Here is a 16,279-nt window from a genome sequence, read left to right on the forward strand (position 1 = left end):
CCCACCTTAGCACAAGTTTGTTTAATATTACAATCCATTACGAAAATTTTTGTGATTTTACACAAATCAAGATATACTGATTACATCAGCACATTTAGAGAGAAAGAAGGAATGACTTTATGTTAGAAGCGACCTATCATTCGCTCGATGATTTGGCGGAAGCCATTGGGATCGCCTTAAACGCACCGATCACGATTGAGGATCGAAATCATCGATTACTGGCTTATAGTACCCACACTGCCGATACAGACCCAGCCCGGATCGCAACCATCATCGGTCGACGGGTTCCTGAATCCGTCATCGATCAACTTTGGAAAGATGAAGTCATTCAAAATCTGGCTACCCAAGATGAACCTCTCATCATTTCGGCTCGGACCGGTGTCGGTCTGAATGACCGGGTGGCAATCGCCATTAAACAGGATACAGAAATTCTCGGCTATATTTGGTCGATCGCTCGGACCACGCCTTTTTCAACAATGGAATTAGCAGATTTAAAAAAAGGTGCCCTGCTTGCCCAACGTCAGCTACTTGCGATTGACATGCAAAAGAAACGGCAGGAAGAAAAATCGGAACAATTCTTTTTTGAATTGCTTCATGAAGATATGCCCGAATCGGAAATCCTGAAGACCTTTTCGAAATTACACTTGGCTCCACCCGGCATCAGTCGGTTGATGGTGATACGCTTCTCAGAGGCCATCACGCCCCGTCTTGCGGATCGATTGCGTTACTTGCTGACGATTCAGCAAACCGTTCGCCCGCTCCTGTATGCGTATGATGAAACGGATTTTATTTTGTGGATCAGCACAAACGATCAAGATGCCCAACACGAACGGCTTCAATTTGACGCCTTCATCCAATCCTTTCGACAAATGCTCGCGGAACGGTTCAATTATACGAACTTCATTTCTGCCAGCAGTGAAGTGTTCACCGGTGTCCAATCCATTCCGGACCGCTACGAAGAGACGGGAATCGTCTTACGGTTAAAGGATGCCTTTCCCTTTGAGTTGGATGCAGTGACCCGCTATGAACGGCTCGGGTTATTCCAACTGTTGCCGATCTTTTCCGAGCGTTTGCGCCGACGGACCGTCCGGCTTGAAGAAATTGAACGGTTGCGTGCGTATGACGGCAAACATGCCGCCTCCTTATGTGAAACGTTGGAGTGGTTCCTTCACTATGATGGGAACGTCAAGCAGGTGGCTTCCCATCTGCACGTCCACCCAAATACAATCCTCTACCGGATGCGCCGGATTGAAGAAGAAGCCGGCATCCGGATGGAGTCACTCCCGGAACGTGCACTCCTTTACTTGTATTTAAAAGCAGACCGTTATCCTTTGTGATTTCTCACAAAGGATTGTCTGTATTTTTGAAATCGCCGATAAAGTAGAACGCTTTCATTTCTCGTATACTGAAGGGGAAGTGAAACACTGTTTGTTTATTCGCGAAAGGGGATCGCATTTATGATCATCGGAGTATTAAAGGAAATTAAAAATAACGAAAACCGTGTTGCGTTAACGCCTGCTGGGGTAGCAGCCTTAACGGGTCAAGGACATACGGTCATCGTCGAAACAAAAGCCGGTATGGGGAGTGGCTTTACGAACGAAGAATATACGCAGGCCGGTGCACAAATCATCGAAACAGCTGCTGAAGTTTGGGCCACTGCTGAGCTTGCACTCAAAGTAAAAGAACCGGTTGCTTCGGAATACCAATACTTCCGTCCGGAACTGACATTGTTCACGTACTTGCACCTCGCAGCAGAACCTGAATTGACACGTGCACTCGTTGATTCAAACATTACAGCCATTGCTTACGAAACGGTTGAGAAAAACCGGACGTTACCACTCTTAACACCGATGAGTGAAGTGGCTGGTCGGATGGCGTCACAAATCGGAGCTCAGTTCCTCGAAAAACCACACGGCGGCATGGGCATCCTGTTAGCAGGTGTTCCTGGCGTTCGTCGCGGTAAAGTCACGGTCATCGGCGGCGGTGTCGTTGGAACAAACGCAGCAAAACTTGCGGTTGGTCTTGGTGCAGATGTCACCATCATCGATGTCAGTCCGGAACGTCTCCGTCAACTCGATGACATCTTCGGAAATTCCATCAACACATTGATCTCAAATCCGTACACGATTGCAGAAGCTGTCGCTGAAAGTGATCTTGTCGTCGGTGCCGTCTTGATTCCGGGAGCAAAAGCTCCGAAACTTGTTACAGCGGAAATGGTCGAGCGGATGAAACCAGGCTCTGTCATCGTTGACGTTGCGATTGACCAAGGTGGAATCTTCGAAACTGTCGATCGGATTTCAACACACGATGATCCGACGTATGAAAAGTTTGGTGTTGTCCACTATGCTGTTGCTAATATGCCGGGTGCGGTTCCACGCACATCAACGCTTGCTTTGACGAATGCGACGCTTCCTTATGTGTTAGAACTCGCAAACAAAGGCACACACCGCGCACTCGCTGAGAATGTTGCGCTTGAAAAAGGGCTGAACGTTGCACAAGGATTCGTCACGTACGAAGCTGTAGCACGTGACTTAGGTTACACGTATAAATCCGTTGAGGATGTTCTGCACTTGCACGCTTAATCGCATAACATGCAAATAAGAAACAGTCCGTTGCTTTGCGCAACGGACTGTTTCTTGTCTCAGATATCCTATATGATGAACAGATAACATGACATAAGGTGGATTAGATATGACACATACGTTACACGCACATTCAAACGACATCACGATTCCCTTTGCGGAACTTGATCTCCTGAACCACCTGACTTCTGAAATCGAAGTGGAGCAACTGCATGAAAAAATCCAATACCTTCAGAAGTTAGCACCGACCCATCCCCTTCCCAGCATCGCACATGCCTATGGTTTGTTCCATGCGAAAGATTTTTCAGCAGCACGTCAACAAATCGAGTTAGCACGTGATAAGATAGGAGATCATGTCCGGGCTCATCTGCTTCTCGGTTTGATGAGCGAAGTGGAGCAATTTCAACATGAGGCGGAACAACATTTCTTGACTGCCCTCAAGCTTTTCCCGGGCGAACCGATCGTCCATCGTTACCTTGCCGTTCATTATTATGACCGTACATTTCATGGGGAGGCTGCACATCACGCTCTCCAGTATTTGAAAAAGATCGGTCCTGACAGAGAAGGGACACTGATGATGATCGATATGATGCAGTCGATGCCGGATCATGACGACTATGTCTTGGAATCGCTCTATGCATTACTGCTCGAAATTCCTGAACATCGGCACGATATGGTGTTTCATGCCATTGCCGCTAATAACGCTGAAATGCAATATGACGCCTTTTGTAAGACACTTGACGGTGAACCAGACGAAGCAACCACTGCGCGGCTCGATTCGCTTCTGTCTCTGATGGTCGAACATAGTATGTGGGCAGCCATCCATGATCAATCCGACGAACGGATGTACCGCAAGATTTTCACCGATATGTGCCGCGACTTAACGTTTCGTCATGCCGGACTACGATCCGTTCCGTTGTATCTGTCCATCCGATCACGGTACTGGATCAATCGCTTGCTGCACCGCGGATGACTTAGAGGGCGAAGGCGACGAGGGCACCAATCGTCAATGGAATCAACAGGTTATCGGTGTCCCGGTACGAAACCGCTTCAATCAATGTGGCGATATTGGCCAGTAAAAATCCGTAGCTGACAGCAAGCCAAGTCGGTTCCTCGTAAAACAGGAACGTCACTGTCAGTACCAGGAACGAAGCTAAAAACATCGCAATACTCCCCTCAAACGAACGCTGGATTTTTCCGCGGGTGTAGAATGTTTTTCCGAATCGTTTTCCGACGAGAGCGGCTAATCCGTCTCCCCAGGCAAGTACCATACTTCCCGCAACGAGTGCCATCGGTTCCTGTTCGAAAAAGAAGACGACCAGCACGGCTAAAGAAATCGGATAATAAACGGTACCGTACGAACGCCGGTCGACCTGATTCATTTTCCCCTTCCCTCGTTTTAAGGTGATTAGATTGACTAGTGTAAAGAACAATAACGGCGTGACGGCGACATACCAATGCTCCATCCAAGCAAGTGCCAAAAAGACCCAATGGCCGACAGCAATATGAATCCACTTGCGGACGGTTTCCGGTGATACCTGCATTTTTCCGCCCGTCCATTCAATCAGGGCTAACACGATTCCAACGATGACGATTGTTCCAATTGCAGCAATCCACTCCATACGAATCCCCCTTTTTCTGATAGTTTCATTGTACTTTGTTCGATTGACGTTTGCTCTTTCGAACCTCCATTTGTTAACATAAGGTCAAATGACGTTCTAGAGAGGAAGTATTCTTCATGTATGATGCTCAAGCAGTTCAAACGTTGTCCGGCTGCCTGTTTCGTTTAAAAGAAGGCAAAGGAATCGGTACACTCGTTTCTGAAGAGGAAGCTGAGCTTCCAAAAGTCATAACACGCCTCAAACAGTTTGATCCAACGAAAAATGGCTTGTCCATTAATGAAATTGTCCATTTGGCCAATGCATTGATCGGGGAACATATGTCGGCAACGACGATTCAAAACTGGACGAAACGGGAAGTCCGAGACATCATTGGTGTCCCGCACCGCGGTAAAAAATATTCAATCAACCAAGCTGCCATCATCTACTTGCTCGATGATTTGAAGCACCTCTTTTCATTAGAAGAAACACGGGAGTTATTGACGATTGTCTTTAAAAACCCGAATATCGATGAAGATGACTTGATCAGTCCACTCGATTTTTATCTTATCTATACGCAACATGCCGAAACAAGTGGTCCGATCGAATTGACGGAAAAACGTCTCAGACGCTCATTGGAACGCATCCATGCATACCGCCCTGAAACGGTCCATGTCCTCCAACTTTGTCTCTATGCACGCCGTATATCGCATCTGACGCACGAAGCGAAGCAACGCCTGCAACAGGTCTTACACACTTAACAAAAAAAGATGTCCGCCCGACTCATCGGGGGACATCTTTTTTTAGACTGCTGTAAGTGATTTGTAGTTGACGTGATTCGTCAGACTTTTTAAAACAGAGAGCAGTTCATACATCGACAGTTTATCCGCATCTTTGACAAGGCGGTACTCATCACCGTCCTGCAACAATTCTGCGACGACTTCGCCCGCTGAACTCCGAACCGAGAATTTTCCTTTTGTCAGGTCGAAGGAAATTGTATACGTGCCACGTTCATACACGTTATACTCACATTTCTTCGAGAAGAGTGAAAATTTCTCACGCATTTGACCTACTTCTTGACCATCGTGGTTCATCACGACCCATTTTTTACATGTCGGGATGAACTTACCAAACGCTACCCCTCTACCTTCACCATTCATTACTTCGACACGACCGGTTTCGTCGTGTTGAACTGCACCAATCATTTGGTGCGATTCATCATAAATCGCGGCATGACCTTGCGAAAAAACGCAACCCTGCACATAGACAACTTTGCGCAACAGAAATTCTCCTCTCACTGCTAAAAAGTGCTGGTATTTCGTCCCCAGTATATTTAGACATTCCGAATAATTTGATTTTCTTTATCTGACTGATATTTCGTTAACGAAAATGATTATTGCACCGTTTGAACAAATTGACAACCCCCTTTTGTCGACAATCATTCGACAACCTTAGCGAAAGCCAATCTCATGGGCAAATTCCAGTAATTCTTTTCGGTCAATCAATCGAATCCGGTTCGGTTCCGCCAACTGATACGCAGCTTCCGTATAAGTTGAATTCGTGACGACCCACCCTTCATCCATGTCATAAAACGGGACAGCCGCAGCCACTTGCTGAACAGCTTCCAAACCAACTGCTGAACTGTATCGTTTCGCTTGAATCGCAATCCTATACCCTTGTGCATCTTCAATCAACAAATCTGCTCCGAAATCACGTGAGGCCGGTGTCAATTCGACACGATACCCGGCTTTTTCAAAAAGCTCGACCAACCATTCTTCAAACTCTCTGCCTTCCATCCGATCCAGTCGATTTTCAAGCGTTGGTGTCAGGAAAGAAAGGATTAAAAAGAGTATACACCCTACTATACTGATAATCAATATTAAAGGTTCCCATGAACTCGAAAAAAAATAAACCGCGATGGCTCCGACTCCTGCAAAAAGCAAGGCTGTCATTCTCCTACGTATTTGTTTCTGCATCCTTTGTACCTTCCTCCTCCAGCCGGTCATTCTTTGATTTCATCATACTAAATTTAAACGGGTCCCGCGCCTACAAAAAGGAACAGCGGAAAGGATGGAGAATACTATTAAGAGACTACGTCTCAAAACGAGACTTTCCTAATCTTATCGTATGGTTAATGCTCATTTCTTTTTAAGGAGGCAGCTCATGGCAGAACATTCATCTCCTTCTTCCAGCAAAGTCATCCACGCAACGTTACGCGCGCTCGAAGAACCTGTCGTACTGGTTGATCGACTGGGTTTAATCGACTTTGCGAATCCAGCCTTCCAGAAGCAATTTTCACTTTCGTCTACCGGATTGTCTCTCTCATCGTTCTTTTTGGTGGAAGACACACTCTTTCCGATTTCAAGCCGGGTTCAAGTCGTCTCCCCACCCTATACGTTGACACTTTCTCCCGTGGAGCAAACAGAGTTATTTCTAGTGACCATCCAGTCTCTTGATCTTGATCAAGTGTTGGACTCAAATATTGATGCTGCCTTATTTGTAACTGATGAAGATTTTATTGTGACTGCGGTCAATGAAACTGCCGGCTCATTGTTCGGATTCGATCCTTCGGAGTTTCTTCATAAAATGACTCCCGTCCATCTTCACGATTCGGAAGAATTCCAGCTTCGGAAACAGCATCTTGAACAATTGAATTTAAAAAATCTTTCAGATGCCGATATTCTCTTATTACACGGTCGGGATATTGAAAATGAATGGATGTACCATCGTAAAGACGGCTCTTCTTTCTATGGACGGTTATACATGACCCGACTCCGAAACGGCGGATTCTTCTTATTTATTACAGATATCAGTTCGCAAAAACAAATCGAACTGCACCTCATCAAAAGCGAACGACGATTTCGCTTGATTGCTGAATCGGTTTTAGAAGCGGTCATTTTTCACGACGAAGGGACCATCCTCGATGCCAACCGTGCTGCTGAAATTATCTTCCGGACGAGACTGGAGTTGATGAAAGGACATCAGATTCTCGACTTCATCCAGCCTGAGTTCCAAGAATCAGTCATGCATCGAATAACGAATCATCATGAAGAACCTTACGAAGTCATCGGTCGCCGGGCCGATGCGACTTCTGTCGAAATCGAAGTCTTCCCCCGCGAAATTACGTATGAAAAGACAAGAATGCGCGTTGCCGTCGTACGCGATATCAGTGAACGAAAAAAAATCGAAAAGATGTTGGAACGCGAGAAAAATGCCATCATGCGCCAACGGGACATTACGCAATCGATTCTTCAGGCTTCCAATGAGGGCTTTTTGCTGACAGAAGTAGATGGCAGTTTCGCCTACATGAATGTCAAAGCACGTAAACTACTTGATGTACCGGGTATCGCACCAAGTAAAATCCAAGAGCGGATCAGTATGATTCCGAATCTTGATTTAGCAACGCGTTACACCATGTTGCAACAAGTCGAAGAATTACTGGCCGGCAAGCATACTGAAATCTCTTCCCGCTTCACGTTACAGCAACCGGATGACTCGGGTAAAAATTTCTTTGAATTCTATGCAACATCCATCAAAAAAGAACACCATCGTTTTTCCCGTCACGGTTTTTTATTCGTCTTCCGAGATCGAACGGAAGAGCAAAAAATGGATCATGTCAAAGACGAGTTGATCAGTACTGTTTCACATGAACTGCGGACTCCCCTTTCTTCCATCCTTGGTTTCATGGAGCTGTTGCGTTATCGAGAACAGACAGCCGACAAGACGACTCGTTACATCCAAATCGTCCACGAAGAAACGAAACGATTGACGACGCTACTCAATGATTTTTTAGATATTCAACGCATGGAAGCCGGTAAACAGGATTACGTCTTTACTCATTTTTCATTACGTCATTTGCTGACAGAAACGATTGAAACATTTAGTGAGACTGCAGAGACTCATACGATTCACACCTATGCGGAGGAGGATCCCATTTTCGTTTACGCTGATGAGGACAAAATCAAACAAGTCATCATCAATCTGTTGTCCAATGCCATTAAATATTCTCCCGCAGCCAACAAGGTCGAAGTCCGACTTACAAAACTATCTGATCAAGCCGTCCTGACCGTGACGGATTACGGTCTTGGCATTCCTCAAAATGCATTTGATAAATTATTCACGAAATTTTACCGGGTCGACAATTCGGCAGTCCGAAAAATCGGTGGAACCGGCTTAGGACTTGCGATTTGTAAAGAAATCATCGAATCTCACGGTGGCGCCATCTCTGTCGAATCCGAATTAAATGAAGGATCGACGTTCACTGTCGTGTTAGAACTTGATCCACGAAAGGATTTTGAAAAAACATGAACCGAACTTATCTGATGACCGGATTTCCCGGGTTTTTAGCGACAAAACTCATTGAACGGCTGGCCTTAGTCCCGGATCAAATCGATTGTTTTTATTTACTTCATCTCAAACAGGAACGGACGAGTGCCCTTGCACAAAAAGAACATTTTTTGCGTACGACGGCACTTCAGCCGGAACAGCTGATTTTAATCGAGGGAGACATCACGAAAGACGGTCTCGGTATATCGGAAGACGTCCATCACGAACTGTCCTCTCGTGTAACACATATTTTTCATTTGGCAGCTCTGTACGACTTGGCGACCTCCTTTGACGTTGCTTTTCGGATCAATGTCATCGGAACATCTCATGTGACACATTTCGCCCACACGTGCAGACACTTGGAACGCTATGTCTATTTCAGTACAGCTTATGTTTCCGGTCTTCGGACGGGGACCATATTTGAACATGACTTATCCCATTCAACTACTTTTAAAAATGCCTATGAAGAAACGAAATATTTGGCAGAGGTACGTTTACGAAAAGAAATCGGAACGTTACCGTATACCATCATCCGTCCGGGCATTGTCGTCGGTCATTCCCAAACCGGTGAAACGCCGAAATGGGACGGTGTCTACTTTGTCCTGAACGCGTTACGGTTGCTGGAGTCATTTGCTCCGTTGCCTTACGCCGGACGAGCGAACGCTTTAGTCAACCTTGTGCCGTATGATTATGTCGTCCAGGCGACAACGTATCTCAGTCATGCTCCGGCAGGGGTGCGGACGACGTATCATCTGACAGATCCATTTCCCCATGGAGCCCGCGCGATTTACGAGATGTTACACGTCGTCTATTACGGTTCCTACCCACGCGGCATCGTGCCGTTTCGGCTCGTCACTTCCCTGTTGACACCGCGTATCGCCAAACGCCTGCAGATGCAACGCCAGACGCTTGATTACTTCGTACATCCGGCCCGGTATGATACGAGTAACGCATTGCGTGATTTAGACGGGACGGGTATCATCTGTCCGGATTTAGCAGAACTGATTCCCCGTCTCGTCACCTATTACAAAACAAAACACTCACAGATTGGAGAAACAACATGAACGTTTTAATCACCGGTATGAACGGAACGGTCGCTCCCGTCCTCGCAGACGTCTTCCGGTCCCATCACTATGACATCACCGCCTGGGATCGATCGGTCGTCTCAACAACTGATCCTGCCGTCATGGAAGCATTCGTCGATCGTGTGCAGCCCGACCTGTTGCTGCACATCGGGATGGGTTCGGCTGAATTCGCCGAAACGCTTGCGCGGCTGTCGTTTGAACGAAACATTCCGTTTCTTTTTACAAGTACTGCTTCCGTCTATGCTGACGAACAAAAAGGACCACATGCTCCTACGGTCACGCCGGCAGCAACGGATGAATACGGCGCATACAAACGAACGTGCGAACGTCTGATTCAAGCGGTCAATCCCGACGCACACATCGTCCGGATCGGTTGGCAGATCGGACAGACAGCCGGATCCAATAATATGATTGATTATCTGGAACGCCATGCTGCCGCAGGTCCGATTCCCGCCAGTACACAGTGGTATCCTTCCTGTGCCTTTTTAGAGGATACGGCACAGACACTATACACGATTGTCACGACGTATACGCCTGGTCTTTATCTGGCAAACGGGAATTCCGATCATTCGTTCTTTGAGATCGTGACAGCCTTGAACACCCTGCACGGTTCAAAGTGGCAGATTACCGAAGACAACAGCATGACACGCGATGACCGGATGACGGACGAACGAGTCACCATCCGACCGATTTCAGAACGCCTGTCCTTCGTCCATTAAAAAAGTGTCCTCCGTCCCGATCAATACGGGGTGGAGGACACTTTTTTGACTGTTATTGAAACTCAACCAATCAACATGTTTTCTTTTGGATAACGAATCGTCCGGTCATGCTGCGTCGCAAAGGTGAAGAGAATCGTCAACGATCCGACCCGACCGAGTAACATCATGAACATAATCAAAGCTTTCCCGAAATCATTTAATTCCGCTGTAACATTCAAGGAAAGTCCAACCGTTCCGAAAGCAGAGACCGTTTCAAAAAATAGACCGATGAACGAGATGTTCGGTTGTGACAAAGCAAGCAATGTCGTAATCAAAGCAATGAACAGGAGACTGAAGACCGCGATTGCGTATGCTTTTTGAATCGCCTGCGGTCGAACGGTCCGCCGCATCAAGACGGTTTCCCGTTGTCCCCGCAAATAGGTCCAGACATTCTTTAAGATGACGGCGGCAGTTGTGACCTTAATCCCAGATCCCGTCGAAGCTGAACCTGCCCCGATGTACATCAAGAGCATCATGAGCCCGATTGAGAGCGGCACCATCGTCGTCAGATCAATCGTCTGAAAACCTGCCGTCCGTGTCGTGACGACCTGGAAGAAGACGATGTGTAAGGCTTCCCAAAATGGATAATCTTTTAATGAACCTAAATTCGATACCCATTCATAAATCATCATTGCGATGACACCAAGACCATTGATGACAAGCAACGACATGACCATTAATTTTGAGTGGAGCGAAATCTTCTTCCAGCTGCGCTTCGCTGATAAGTCGGCGATGACTGTGAACCCAAGTCCACCAATCATCAATAACGCGGCAATCGTCAGGATAAAGGTCGTATCTTGCTGGAAGCCAATCAAGTTGTCGCCCCATAATGCAAAACCGGCATTATTAAATGCGGAAACAGCATGGAACAACCCATAGTACAGCGATTTCCCGAACGTATACTTGTATTGAATAAATAAATCCAAAGCAATCAACAGCATTCCGACTAACTCGACGACAACGGTCGTCAGAATAATATTTCGGGTCAGGCGAATTGTCCCGCCCGGACTGTCGAGGTTAAACATTTCTTGAATGATGATCCGTTGCCGAATCCCAATTTTCCGACCGGTCACGCTCAACAGGACAAGGGCAATCGTCATGAACCCGAGTCCCCCGACCTGAATTAACAGCATCATGACGATTTGACCGAATAGATTAAACGCTTCTGCGATGTTGATGGTCGAAAGCCCTGTCACCGTACCGGCGGACGTCGCGACAAACAAACAGTCAATGAATGGAACGTCTTGCCCGTCTTGTTGCGCGATCGGCAACCACAATAAAAAACCGCCGAGCAAAATCGTCAAGGTGAAACCAGTGGCAATGAATCGTGCCGGCTTATCAAACAATTGATGGTAAAGCAGTTCTCCGAATCGTCCGAACTTAGCAAGCCGCGAACGTTTTTTATGCGAAAACATAGTCGTACTCCTCCTAAATGAAATGACCCAATTGCCTTTATCATACCCCCCAAAAAACATTTGTTCTATTTAAATCTGCAATCCGCTAAACGTTTTCGTTTTTTTTTGGTAAAATAGATAAAAGTCGACGTTTAATCATAAAAGGAGGTTGAAGGAAACAGTGGACCCTAGGACGGCTGACCATTCGATTGAAGATGTCTCGCGAAGGCTTGAACGCCAATCACAATGGATGCCCGCACAGTTGTATTATCAGTTCGAGGAGTTATTATCGCTTCATGTAGATCAATCAATTCTAAATGAATTGTATATTGCATTAAAAAAATACGATGTATTAACCGATATAGAGCGTGACGAACGAAACGAGAGCATTCAAATGCTGATCGACGAAAACGGCGCGTGATTCTCGGTTTTTGGATTTCCGAGCAGAAGACGCCTCTTCTGCTCTTTTTGTTTTTCGTTCACGATTGGACAACATGAAGAAAGGTGGCACAACCAAAATGGATATCGTGTCGATTATTGGTATTATACTGGGGCTCATCACCCTCGTCGGAGGAATGATTCTCAAAGGGGCTCCGCCCGTCGCGTTACTGAACCCTGCAGCGCTTGTCATCATTTTTGTTGGTACAGCTGCTGCCATCATGATTTCTTTTCCAAAGGAGCGTCTTAAAGTCATCCCGGCTTTGTTTAAAGTCATTTTCTTCGAACAAAAACTGATGACGAAACAAACGTTGCTGCAACAATTCCTAACACTGTCGACACAAGCCCGGAAAGAAGGCTTGTTATCACTTGAAACGGCACTCGAAGAAGTCGATAATGCCTTCATGCGCCGAGGTGTCATGATGGTGATCGACGGACAACCGTCGGAATATGTCGAAGATGTCATGACGCGTGATTTAGAAAATATGACGGAACGTCATCATGCCAATGCCAATATCTTCACACAAGCCGGTACATATGCACCGACACTGGGGGTACTGGGGGCCGTCGTCGGACTTGTCGCCGCCCTGTCCGATTTATCGGATATCGAAAAGCTTGGGCATGCCATTTCTGGTGCCTTCATCGCCACGTTGTTCGGGATTTTCACAGGATACGTCCTTTGGTTCCCGTTCGCGACCAAACTCAAGCAAAAATCAGCCACTGAAATTCAATTGTATGAAATGATGATTGAAGGCATCTTATCGATCCAAAACGGGGAGTCTCCGAAAAACCTCGAAGATAAGTTGCTCGTGTATCTGACACCGAAGGAGCGTGCGACCTATGAAACGGAAAAAGAAGCCGCATGACGAACATATTTCCGAAGGTTGGTTAATTCCATATGCCGACCTTCTCACTTTACTCCTTGCTTTGTTCATCGTCTTATTCGCTTCAAGTAACGTCGATGCCGTCAAACTGAAAGCGATGTCCCAATCATTCAGTTCGGTATTTAACGGCGGCTCCGGTATGATTACAAACAGTTCGTTATCCACTTCACAGGAAGAGGAGGATTCGAAAAAAACCGATGCCCGGACAAAAGCTCAAAGTTATGAAATTGCTGAACTTGAAAAAATCAAGGAAGATGCCAATCAATACATCAAAAAACAAAAGCTTGAAAAAGATATTAAAGTGGAAGTGACGAACGAAGGACTTGTCTTCACGATTCGCGATCGTGCGCTCTTTTCTCCAGCTCAGGCTGCTGTCAAAGGGGATGCCATTCAAATCGCTCAAGGCATGAGTACGTTACTCGTCAAAGCGGGGCAACGTCAAATTCAAGTGTCTGGACATACAGATAACATTCCAATCCGTACAGCGCAATATCCGTCCAACTGGGAACTCAGTACAGAACGAGCCATCAGTTTCATGCGTGCACTTCAAAACAATTCTCAACTCACCCCTAAACGTTTTACAGTCACAGGTTACGGTGAGTATCAGCCAATCGCTTCAAACAAAACGGAAAGCGGCAGAAGTCAAAATCGTCGTGTCGAAGTCCTAATTCGTCCTTTGATTGATATCAAAGCACAAAATGTCATCGATCAAACGACAGCTGCACCGTAAGCGCCGGTTTCTCAAAAACGTCGCATGTTTTACACAACAAACAGGCTCATCCCAAATATACGGGATGAGCCTGTTTTCCTATTAATAATACGGACGAATCATCAAGTAGACGATGACCCCCGTAAAACTGACGTACAACCAAAGCGGCATCGTAAAACGTGTCCACTTCTTATGTTTTTCAAAATTTTGATTCAATGCATGAGCAAGTGACATCAAGACGAGTGGGACGATGACAGCTGCTAAAATAATATGCGAAATTAAAATGAAGAAATAAACGGGACGAACAAATCCTTCCCCGCCAAATTTTGTCGATTCACTGACCGCATGATACGTCACGTACGAAATCAAGAACAACGTCGTCGTCGTCATGGCACCGCCGATGAAGCGACGATGGTTGATCCGATTTCCCCGGCGAATCGAAATCCAAGCGCCCAGTAACAGCATAAACGTAAAGCTGTTGAAGATGGCATTTAAAAAAGGAAGAAGCGTCCAGTCAAACCCGTCACTCACTTGCAGTGGAGGCGCAAAAAATAACAAAGCGACCAACAGATTGATGACGAGTGTCAAGACAATGACGATCGGAACAAAATTACGTTTTTTAGCAGATTGTTGCATGTATTATTCTCCTTGTTTCCAATCAAAGTATCGTTTTAACCATTTCGGTAATGGACCGTCAAACAAACGTTCACGCCAGTATAAATCAGCTGCACGTTGAACTGCTGCTCCACGGATTGGATAAGGATGGACGACACGTGACAATTGACCGACCTTATCTTTTCGAGCCATGGCGTAGACGACTTCCTGCATCCATTCTCCCGCCTGTTCGCCAATTGCATGGGCACCAATCAGTTTTCCACGTTTATCGGCGATCAATTTGACGCGACCTTCCGTCCGACCGTTGATGACAAAACGATCAACTTCATCAAGACCGGTTTCGTAGACTTTAATATCACTGTGCTTTTGACGTGCTTCTTCTTCTGTCAACCCAAGATGGAACAGTTCCGGTGTCGTAAACGTCACCCACGGAACGGCGCGGTAATCAGGTTTTGTCCGTAAGCCGAACAAGGCATTCGTGACGACCGTTTTTCCTTCGAGACCGGCCACATGTGTAAACGGTAACGATTGAATCGTATCGCCGACAGCAAAAATGTGACGTTGGTTCGTCCGAAGTGATCCATCGACTTGAACATAACCTTTTTCAACATGAACTCCTGCACGATCTAGGCGTAACGCATCAATCCGCGGCTTGCGACCAACAGCGACGAGGACTGCATCCGTTTCAATGACACGGGACTCTTCACCTGTTTTAACCGTGACTTCAATTCCTTTTGCGGCTTTACGGACACTCGTGACCGTCGTATTCAGATGGAGTGTCAGCTCTTGTTCGATTTGCCGTTGTAATACCTCGACCATACTCTTATCTTCTTTAGGCATCAGACTTTTGGCACCTTCGATGACGGTGACATCTGTTCCGAGATGAGCATAGGCTTGAGATAACTCGAGACCAATCGCCCCGCCACCAATGACAAGCAATCGTTCGGGACGCTCCGTCAATTCAAAAATCGTTTCGTTCGTTAAGTACGAAATCGTATCGAGACCATCGATTGGTGGAATGATTGGCTCAGAACCGGTCGAAATGGCAAATTTCTCTCCGACTACAAGTTGACCTGCCACTTCGACTTCATTGGCACTCAAGAAACTGGCTTCGCCGATGTAGACATCCACACCCAAATCCTCGAACCGTTTCGTTCCATCATGTGACTGAATGATATTCCGGGCACGATCGACGCTTGCCTTCGTTTTGCTGTACACTGCGTCTCCGTTTAATGTCACGTTGTATTTCGCTGCCGTCTGCTTCATGACATGGACGTCATGTGCAGCTTCAATCAAAGCTTTTGACGGCACACAACCGTAATGCAAACAATCTCCACCTAAATGTGTATGACGCTCAATCAATGCGACGTGCGCGCCGAGACTGGCTGCACCTGCTGCAATCGTCATACCGGCTGCTCCACCACCAATTACGACCAACTGATAACTTTTCATCGGGAAGCCTCCTTGTAACGTGCCGAAATGTCTTCCATTCGTTTCCGGTTAACGCCCCAGTCAGAATAACCGACACGTGAAGCCGAACGGAAGTGTACTTGCTGGGATGAGCTGTCGAAATAAAATTCAACGTCGTCTTTAAATCGCAATACTTTACTGGAAAAAACAGCGTGAATGTAGTCAGGATCTTCTTTGACCACCGTTACCCGATCAAGACTTTGAAGAATTCGCATGATTTGAAACTTTGACTCTGACAGCGTTCCCTTGAACGGTAAAGGATTCATTTTCAATGCTTCTTTATCCGTCTGTGTCGATACTGCGTTCGGTTTTCCTGTAAGCGGACTTAATGTGCCATTTGATACGCCAAGTGCCATGACCGATTCCTCCATTCGTTTCGTCTTGCTGTAAATCGTTATCCTCATTTTACTTTACCAGTTC

Annotated in this window: 17 protein-coding genes; 10 read left to right on the forward strand and 7 right to left on the reverse strand. The window is 46.3% G+C overall.

Features of this window, described 5'->3' with window-relative positions:
- Nucleotides 1-119 precede the first annotated feature (119 nt).
- From ACHA8N_RS14810 to ACHA8N_RS14820, 3 genes are all read left to right on the forward strand, one after another.
- Nucleotides 120-1,337 carry a PucR family transcriptional regulator gene (locus tag ACHA8N_RS14810; protein WP_393966168.1) on the forward strand — a complete coding sequence of 406 codons (1,218 nt, stop codon included), beginning with the start codon at nucleotides 120-122 and terminating at the stop codon, nucleotides 1,335-1,337.
- A gap of 120 nt (nucleotides 1,338-1,457) precedes the next feature.
- Nucleotides 1,458-2,582: an alanine dehydrogenase gene (gene ald / locus ACHA8N_RS14815; RefSeq protein ID WP_393966169.1), complete on the forward strand. Its 1,125-nt coding sequence runs from the start codon at nucleotides 1,458-1,460 to the stop codon at nucleotides 2,580-2,582.
- A gap of 109 nt (nucleotides 2,583-2,691) precedes the next feature.
- Nucleotides 2,692-3,555 carry a tetratricopeptide repeat protein gene (locus tag ACHA8N_RS14820; RefSeq protein WP_393966170.1) on the forward strand — a complete coding sequence of 288 codons (864 nt, stop codon included), beginning with the start codon at nucleotides 2,692-2,694 and terminating at the stop codon, nucleotides 3,553-3,555.
- Between the two features lies 1 nt (nucleotide 3,556).
- On the opposite strand, the gene ACHA8N_RS14825 is transcribed toward ACHA8N_RS14820, so the two are convergent.
- Nucleotides 3,557-4,204, reverse strand: coding sequence for a diacylglycerol/polyprenol kinase family protein (locus ACHA8N_RS14825; RefSeq protein ID WP_147512060.1), 648 nt, complete (start codon nucleotides 4,202-4,204; stop codon nucleotides 3,557-3,559).
- A 116-nt stretch (nucleotides 4,205-4,320) separates the two neighbouring features.
- Here ACHA8N_RS14825 and ACHA8N_RS14830 point away from each other — a divergent pair, with 116 nt between their 5' ends.
- Nucleotides 4,321-4,941 (forward strand): DUF1836 domain-containing protein, encoded by a 621-nt coding sequence (locus ACHA8N_RS14830; protein ID WP_393966171.1) that lies wholly within the window; start codon nucleotides 4,321-4,323, stop codon nucleotides 4,939-4,941.
- A 42-nt stretch (nucleotides 4,942-4,983) separates the two neighbouring features.
- Here the strand turns inward: ACHA8N_RS14830 and ACHA8N_RS14835 are convergent, their stop codons facing one another.
- Nucleotides 4,984-5,460, reverse strand: coding sequence for an LURP-one-related family protein (locus ACHA8N_RS14835; protein ID WP_147512062.1), 477 nt, complete (start codon nucleotides 5,458-5,460; stop codon nucleotides 4,984-4,986).
- A 171-nt stretch (nucleotides 5,461-5,631) separates the two neighbouring features.
- Entirely contained in the window at nucleotides 5,632-6,156 is a 525-nt protein-coding gene (locus ACHA8N_RS14840; protein ID WP_147512063.1) for a restriction endonuclease, read from the reverse strand.
- A gap of 187 nt (nucleotides 6,157-6,343) precedes the next feature.
- Here ACHA8N_RS14840 and ACHA8N_RS14845 point away from each other — a divergent pair, with 187 nt between their 5' ends.
- The 3 genes from ACHA8N_RS14845 to ACHA8N_RS14855 are packed head-to-tail and all read left to right on the forward strand — an operon-like array spanning nucleotide 6,344 to nucleotide 10,310.
- The gene (locus ACHA8N_RS14845) at nucleotides 6,344-8,488 is read left to right on the forward strand and encodes a PAS domain-containing sensor histidine kinase (protein ID WP_393966172.1); all 2,145 of its coding nucleotides are present in this window, start codon (nucleotides 6,344-6,346) and stop codon (nucleotides 8,486-8,488) included.
- On the forward strand, nucleotides 8,485-9,570 hold the full coding sequence (locus ACHA8N_RS14850; protein WP_147512065.1) for an SDR family oxidoreductase: 1,086 nt from the start codon (nucleotides 8,485-8,487) through the stop codon (nucleotides 9,568-9,570). Before ACHA8N_RS14845 ends, ACHA8N_RS14850 begins: the two co-directional genes overlap by 4 nt.
- Nucleotides 9,567-10,310, forward strand: coding sequence for a sugar nucleotide-binding protein (locus tag ACHA8N_RS14855; protein WP_393966173.1), 744 nt, complete (start codon nucleotides 9,567-9,569; stop codon nucleotides 10,308-10,310). Before ACHA8N_RS14850 ends, ACHA8N_RS14855 begins: the two co-directional genes overlap by 4 nt.
- A 62-nt stretch (nucleotides 10,311-10,372) precedes the next feature.
- Here the strand turns inward: ACHA8N_RS14855 and ACHA8N_RS14860 are convergent, their stop codons facing one another.
- Nucleotides 10,373-11,764 (reverse strand): TrkH family potassium uptake protein, encoded by a 1,392-nt coding sequence (locus tag ACHA8N_RS14860; protein ID WP_393966174.1) that lies wholly within the window; start codon nucleotides 11,762-11,764, stop codon nucleotides 10,373-10,375.
- A 148-nt stretch (nucleotides 11,765-11,912) separates the two neighbouring features.
- Between ACHA8N_RS14860 and ACHA8N_RS14865 the strand changes: the two genes are divergently transcribed.
- From ACHA8N_RS14865 to ACHA8N_RS14875, 3 genes are all read left to right on the forward strand, one after another.
- Nucleotides 11,913-12,164 (forward strand): hypothetical protein, encoded by a 252-nt coding sequence (locus tag ACHA8N_RS14865; protein ID WP_393966175.1) that lies wholly within the window; start codon nucleotides 11,913-11,915, stop codon nucleotides 12,162-12,164.
- Nucleotides 12,165-12,261: 97 nt separating this feature from the next.
- A complete protein-coding gene (gene motA, locus ACHA8N_RS14870) occupies nucleotides 12,262-13,047 on the forward strand; it encodes a flagellar motor stator protein MotA (RefSeq protein ID WP_147512068.1) in 786 nt (261 codons plus the stop codon).
- The gene (locus tag ACHA8N_RS14875) at nucleotides 13,022-13,795 is read left to right on the forward strand and encodes a flagellar motor protein MotB (protein WP_147512069.1); all 774 of its coding nucleotides are present in this window, start codon (nucleotides 13,022-13,024) and stop codon (nucleotides 13,793-13,795) included. The genes motA and ACHA8N_RS14875 overlap by 26 nt, the downstream gene beginning before the upstream one ends.
- An 81-nt stretch (nucleotides 13,796-13,876) precedes the next feature.
- On the opposite strand, the gene ACHA8N_RS14880 is transcribed toward ACHA8N_RS14875, so the two are convergent.
- From ACHA8N_RS14880 to ACHA8N_RS14890, 3 genes are read right to left on the reverse strand one after another with little or no spacing between them, the layout of a single operon-like run.
- Complete coding sequence (locus ACHA8N_RS14880) at nucleotides 13,877-14,410, reverse strand: DUF420 domain-containing protein (RefSeq protein ID WP_393966176.1); 534 nt, start codon at nucleotides 14,408-14,410, stop codon at nucleotides 13,877-13,879.
- Between the two features lie 3 nt (nucleotides 14,411-14,413).
- Nucleotides 14,414-15,841: a dihydrolipoyl dehydrogenase family protein gene (locus tag ACHA8N_RS14885; protein WP_393966177.1), complete on the reverse strand. Its 1,428-nt coding sequence runs from the start codon at nucleotides 15,839-15,841 to the stop codon at nucleotides 14,414-14,416.
- Complete coding sequence (locus ACHA8N_RS14890) at nucleotides 15,838-16,215, reverse strand: DUF1499 domain-containing protein (RefSeq protein ID WP_147512072.1); 378 nt, start codon at nucleotides 16,213-16,215, stop codon at nucleotides 15,838-15,840. Before ACHA8N_RS14890 ends, ACHA8N_RS14885 begins: the two co-directional genes overlap by 4 nt.
- Nucleotides 16,216-16,279 lie beyond the last annotated feature (64 nt).

The sequence above is a fragment of the Exiguobacterium sp. S22-S28 genome (assembly GCF_043359615.1).
Taxonomy (GTDB): Bacteria; Bacillota; Bacilli; order Exiguobacteriales; family Exiguobacteriaceae; genus Exiguobacterium_A.